7 protein-coding genes and 1 pseudogene are annotated in these 4,811 nt (G+C 65.6%); all 8 read right to left on the bottom strand.

Going from position 1 to position 4,811, the window contains the following annotated elements:
- A pseudogene (locus tag EC912_RS19240) lies at nucleotides 1–260 on the bottom strand (hypothetical protein); the annotation flags it as partial.
- A 3-nt stretch (nucleotides 261–263) separates the two neighbouring features.
- The gene (locus EC912_RS19235) at nucleotides 264–860 is read right to left on the bottom strand and encodes a type II secretion system protein N (protein WP_132147717.1); all 597 of its coding nucleotides are present in this window, start codon (nucleotides 858–860) and stop codon (nucleotides 264–266) included.
- Nucleotides 857–1,480: a type II secretion system protein GspM gene (gene gspM / locus EC912_RS19230; RefSeq protein WP_165973672.1), complete on the bottom strand. Its 624-nt coding sequence runs from the start codon at nucleotides 1,478–1,480 to the stop codon at nucleotides 857–859. The genes EC912_RS19235 and gspM overlap by 4 nt, the downstream gene beginning before the upstream one ends.
- Entirely contained in the window at nucleotides 1,461–2,561 is a 1,101-nt protein-coding gene (locus tag EC912_RS19480; protein WP_165973671.1) for a PilN domain-containing protein, read from the bottom strand. Before EC912_RS19480 ends, gspM begins: the two co-directional genes overlap by 20 nt.
- A 112-nt stretch (nucleotides 2,562–2,673) precedes the next feature.
- Entirely contained in the window at nucleotides 2,674–3,600 is a 927-nt protein-coding gene (locus EC912_RS19225; protein ID WP_165973670.1) for a general secretion pathway protein GspK, read from the bottom strand.
- Entirely contained in the window at nucleotides 3,597–4,241 is a 645-nt protein-coding gene (locus tag EC912_RS19220; protein WP_165973669.1) for a prepilin-type N-terminal cleavage/methylation domain-containing protein, read from the bottom strand. The genes EC912_RS19225 and EC912_RS19220 overlap by 4 nt, the downstream gene beginning before the upstream one ends.
- The gene (locus tag EC912_RS19215; RefSeq protein WP_132147705.1) at nucleotides 4,238–4,645 is read right to left on the bottom strand and encodes a prepilin-type N-terminal cleavage/methylation domain-containing protein; all 408 of its coding nucleotides are present in this window, start codon (nucleotides 4,643–4,645) and stop codon (nucleotides 4,238–4,240) included. Before EC912_RS19215 ends, EC912_RS19220 begins: the two co-directional genes overlap by 4 nt.
- The coding region (locus EC912_RS19715; protein ID WP_243649358.1) for a GspH/FimT family pseudopilin at nucleotides 4,642–4,811 on the bottom strand (170 nt) is incomplete at its 5' end. The genes EC912_RS19715 and EC912_RS19215, both read right to left, overlap by 4 nt.

Below are 4,811 nucleotides of genomic sequence, written 5' to 3'. Positions count from 1 at the left end.
GCCACCACCGGCTTCGGCTTGGCCAGCCCCTGCGGGCGGACGAACTGGCCGCTGCCGGTGACGATCTCCGGCGCCACCGCCACCCCGCCGTTACGTGGCGGATTGACCGGGCCCACCGCCAGCGACGGCGGCACCGGCTGCTCCGTCCCGGCGATCGCTTCGCGCTGCAAGGAACCATCGTCACGTGGTTGCGGCAGGGTCGAGCATCCGGTCAGGACGACAAGAAGCGTCGTCGCGCCGATCAGCGGAAACCTGGACATGGATCAACGCACTCCTGGGTCGGTCGGTGGCACAGCCGTGGTGGCGGGCTGCGGAAGCGCAGCCCGTACTGGCGTGTTTGGCGGAACGGCGGCGGGCGCATTCGCCATCCTGACTGGCGCCGCCGTTTTCATGGTCAGACGTCGACGTTCGCCATCGCGTTCGATCGTTACGCCACGCGATGCCACTTCGCGCAGCGTCCAGCGATCGCCCGGCAACGCAGCGCCTTCGCGCAGACGAACCTGGTTTTTTCCGTCTTTATCGCGCAGCAATGCCATGCGCAAACCGGGCGTGACGATAACGCCGGTGAGTTCGAGATTGCCGATCGATCCATCCGGCGCGTCACTGACGGCGGCGCGCATCGGCGAACGATCCTGCGTAAATAGCGGATGGCGCCAGATAGCGGCGTACGCTTCCAGCGGCGACTCCTTCGTTTCCGCCGGACGCACGGAAGCCGCTATCGTGGCGACAGGCGACGCATCGGCGGCGTCCCAGTGCAAACGACGTCCGGCACCAGCGAATACCGTCGCAACCGCCGTTGCACACAGCAGGCAAACGCATCCGAGCACGACCGTCGAACGCCGAAGGCCGCCTGTATTCATCGCCGCACCGCTTCGTGCGCGGGCGCCGGCGCGGGCGCGGGCGCCGGACGAAGGTAACCGGCGACGCTGAACTGCACGTCCAGCGGCGCATCCACATCGGCGGGCTTCGCCATGGGCGTGCGCCCCACATTGAAGTCCTCGACGAACAACGAGGGACGCGACGTGGCGATGCCGTGCAATACCGCCGTCAGCGGCTCGATGAAACAGCGCAGGGTCATGTTCACGACCACCTTCCGGTAAGGCTCGCCCGGCTTCGCCTGCACAGGTACGGGCATCTTCTGCACGACTTCGCACGGACCGCTCTTCGCCTGATTGCCGACCAGGTCGACCATCCGCTGCATGAGATCGGCGGCGGCGGCATTCGTATCGTCCTGCGCGAGGAACGCGCCGCTGGCCGAGTCGTGCGCCGCCTGTGCCTGAAGCTGTTTTTGCAGTAGCGGGCGCGAAGCGACGACATGCGCATAGCGCGCCCGATCGTCGCGCAGGGCGTCCATATCGTCCGCGATACGCGTCAATGGGGCGACGAACGGGATATGAATAAGAAGCACGTAGATCGATGCCAGCAGCGCGATCGACACGGCCATCGCGCCCATACGGGAATCAGCGGGACGCAGGCGCATGCCCGGCCTCCTTTGCCTTGCGCACGTGCGCGACCATATAGAAGCGCTCTTTGCTCGTGGTGGGATCGGTCTGAATGCTGCCCTGAAAACTTGGCTCGCCAAGCGTGTCCGCGCCCTTGAGCGCATCGACCAGTCGCGCCGCCTGCGGACTCTGCCCCTGCCAGCCCACGGTGCCGTCGGCGGCGATCGTCACGCGTTCGACCGACGTATCGTCGGGCAGGCGTTGCGTCAGCTCGGCGAGCACGGCGAGCACCGGCGCCGAGGCACTCTTGCGCGCGGCGAAAAAGCCATCGGCACCCGCACCATCGTTCAATTGCTTGCGCAAGGCCTCGACGCTCTTCGTCTCGACGCGCAACGCTGCCACTTCGGCACGCATGCGAATCAGTGCGTCATCGCGATTGTGCACGTAGCCGACCATCGCCGCGAAAGCGAGGACGGTAGCGACACCCGCGAGCGCGAAGTTCAATCGTCCGCGCCCCTTCCTGCGAACACGTCTCCCGGACGGCGGCAACAGATTCAGGCCGGTAGCGATATCTGGCTTCGTGCCGCACATCGCATCCAGCGCGATACCGGCTTCGCCAGACTGGCGAAGCACCTCATCGATCGTCGCGAGGGGAACCACCAGCAACTCCGCGACGAACCGTCCCTCCGGTGCCGGCTCGCGCAGCGCGCGTACGTCGTAGCGCACCTGATCGGCCCGGAATGGGGTGTGCCTGTCCAGTTCGTAGGCAGCGACGCGGTGCAAGCTGTCGCGCGCCGCAAGCGGAAGTACCAGACGACGTCGCAACACGACGGACGACGGAAGCAACAACACAACCCATGTTTCGGGGTCGCGGGAAAAAACATATTGCTTCGACGCAACGGCTTCGTCGCCGACGAACGTCCCCTCTTCACGCTCCGTACTGCCGACAGACCAGCCATTCGCCACGCGCTCGATCGTCGTCCATGTCCGCACTGGAAACAGCGACGCGCGCCAACGGCGCGGCACGAAGGTACGCAGCTCGCCGAGCCACCAGCCAAGGAATGCGTCCATGGCGCGATGCAGGCGGAGCAACACGACGGAAGACACCTGCAAATTCATGCGACGCGCAGTCCCTTGGTTGGCGAACCCGCACTGTTAGCATCGACAGATGACAGGACGACGCGAGACGAACACGCGTCGTATATGACGGATCGGTGCGATGCGATATGCATCACGATCGCGCGCCGTTGTGCCAGCGAAGAATCGTGTAAAGCGACATGCGGGGATCGCGCACAGCGTTTATCTGGTCGAAGCGCACCGTCACGAGAACCGTTGCACGGATACCGCCCTCATCGCGCCCTTCCGATACGATCGTGACCGCGTTCGCGCCATTGGTGCCGCCCACCGCCACACCGCCCGGAAACGGAGGCAACGGCGATCCGGGCGGTGTCGCGTCGCGCGTGGCGGCATATTGCGTCGCCTTGGCCATATCCATCCCCGGCAGGGATGCGAGTGCGAGCACCGGGGCGAATTCGGCCTCGGGACTGGTCCGCTGCGACCACAATGTGATCGCAGGTTCGACACGGGCGTATACCGCCGCGTCCATACCCAGCACGGCCTGGAGTTCGTCCAGCGAGGGAAACTGCGCCCGGCGAGGGCCGTAAGTCAGTCCGGCGTCCGCATACCGCCGACGTGCGACGGCGTCGTCGACGGCGCTCGTCGTACGCCACTCGACGACACGGGCCGCGATCGCAGTCGCGCGATCCTGTGTCACACCAGCGGCAATGAACAACGCCCTCAGCACGGACTCGTCCGCCGAGTTGAGATCGACCTTCCCCGCCTCGTCGTTGACCGTCACCGTCACCTTCGCGCGATCGAGCGCGAATTCGAAAGGACGTCCATCGCCTATCCATCTGCCCGGCGTTTCGACGGTTTCCGTCCCTTCGGGCCATTCCTGTCTGCGCGCATAGACATCGTGGATCGCGCGCATGACGCCGGCTTCCGCCGCATAGCGCGCACGTAGTTGTGCTGTCTGGTAACGCGTCTGCTCGCCTTCGATGCGCGACAACGACGCATAACCGCCCACCAGAATGGCCAGCAGCGTACATGCCCACAGCACGACCAGCAGTGCGACACCGCGCTCTCTCACCGTATTCATGGCGTGCGCGCCGGTAGCAGGCTGCGTCCAATGCCGCGGGCATTGATCGCCGTGTCTCCCTCGCGCGTCGCGACGACGAGCAACGGCCATGCCGCCACGCCTTCGTCCGGCACGATTTCGATGCTCACCGCCTTGGGCAGTTCGGCGGCACCGGTCCGGCGATCTACCCAGCCGCTGCTCAAGGCGTAGCGGAAACGAACGGAACGTATGCGCGCGATCAGGACTTCCGGCGGCGCATCGGCGATGGAACCGGCGCTCAACGGCAGCGCGGAGAATGCGACTTTCAGACTGTGCGTGCCGTCGGCTTCGTCGACGATCCGTACGGTCTGCACCTGCGGCCCGAGTTTGCCGAGATAGCCGGGAAGCGGTGCGACGAAACGGAATCCCTTGTCGTCTCCGTCGAAGACGACCGGGTTGCCTCTGCCATCGACTTTCCACGGCAGCGCCGTCGCCTCGGCCAACTCGCGTCGCAGAAATTCGCGTGCACCGCGAATCTCGTCAAGCCGCTCGATGGCAGCCGATCCACGGGATACGCTGAACGTCGCTGAGCGCACGCCGGAATACACGCCAAGCAGCAGCAACGCCAACAGGGCGAGCGCCGCCAGCACTTCCAGCAAGCTGAATCCGCCGGCGCGCGTCACGACGATGGCTCCATCGATCGCGCATGCGGTTCGTCCTGAACGCGCAACGTCGTGAAATGCGCCTTGCGATCCGTCACGCCTTCGCGCCAGAGCACGTCGAGTTCCAGGCGATACAGATGCAGTTCCGAGCGCGCCTGCGTACCGTCGACGACCGGCGCAATGGTCATGCTCCAGCGATACGTATCGTCGAAGCGCCCCTCGCTCGTCCCCGCAACCAGCGGCGCAACGTAGCCGACGGATTCCATCTTCGTATCCGCCCACATCGTCGAGCGACTCAACGTCGTGGATCGCGACGTCAGATGCATCGAAGCGCCCGCCACCTGCATCACCGCGCCGAATGCGATCGCCAGCAACAGCAATGCCGCGATCACTTCCAGCAAGCTAAAACCACGCGACGGCGTCACGACCGTCCGTCCGTCACGACGACACTAACGGCCCCGGTCAGCCACCCGACATTGACGTGCCACTCGCGTGTGCCCCGTCCCAGCGTCACCCGCCCGCCGGTCGAGCTGCCGTCGGGGAAGAAGCGGATCCGCCCGGTGGTCGCGTTCACCCGGTCTTCCTGCGCGC

The sequence above is a fragment of the Luteibacter rhizovicinus genome, from assembly GCF_004342265.1.
GTDB classification, from domain to species: Bacteria; Pseudomonadota; Gammaproteobacteria; order Xanthomonadales; family Rhodanobacteraceae; genus Luteibacter; species Luteibacter rhizovicinus_B.
Note: the sequence above shows the minus strand (reverse complement) of the source record. Positions and strands in the feature narration are given on the sequence as shown.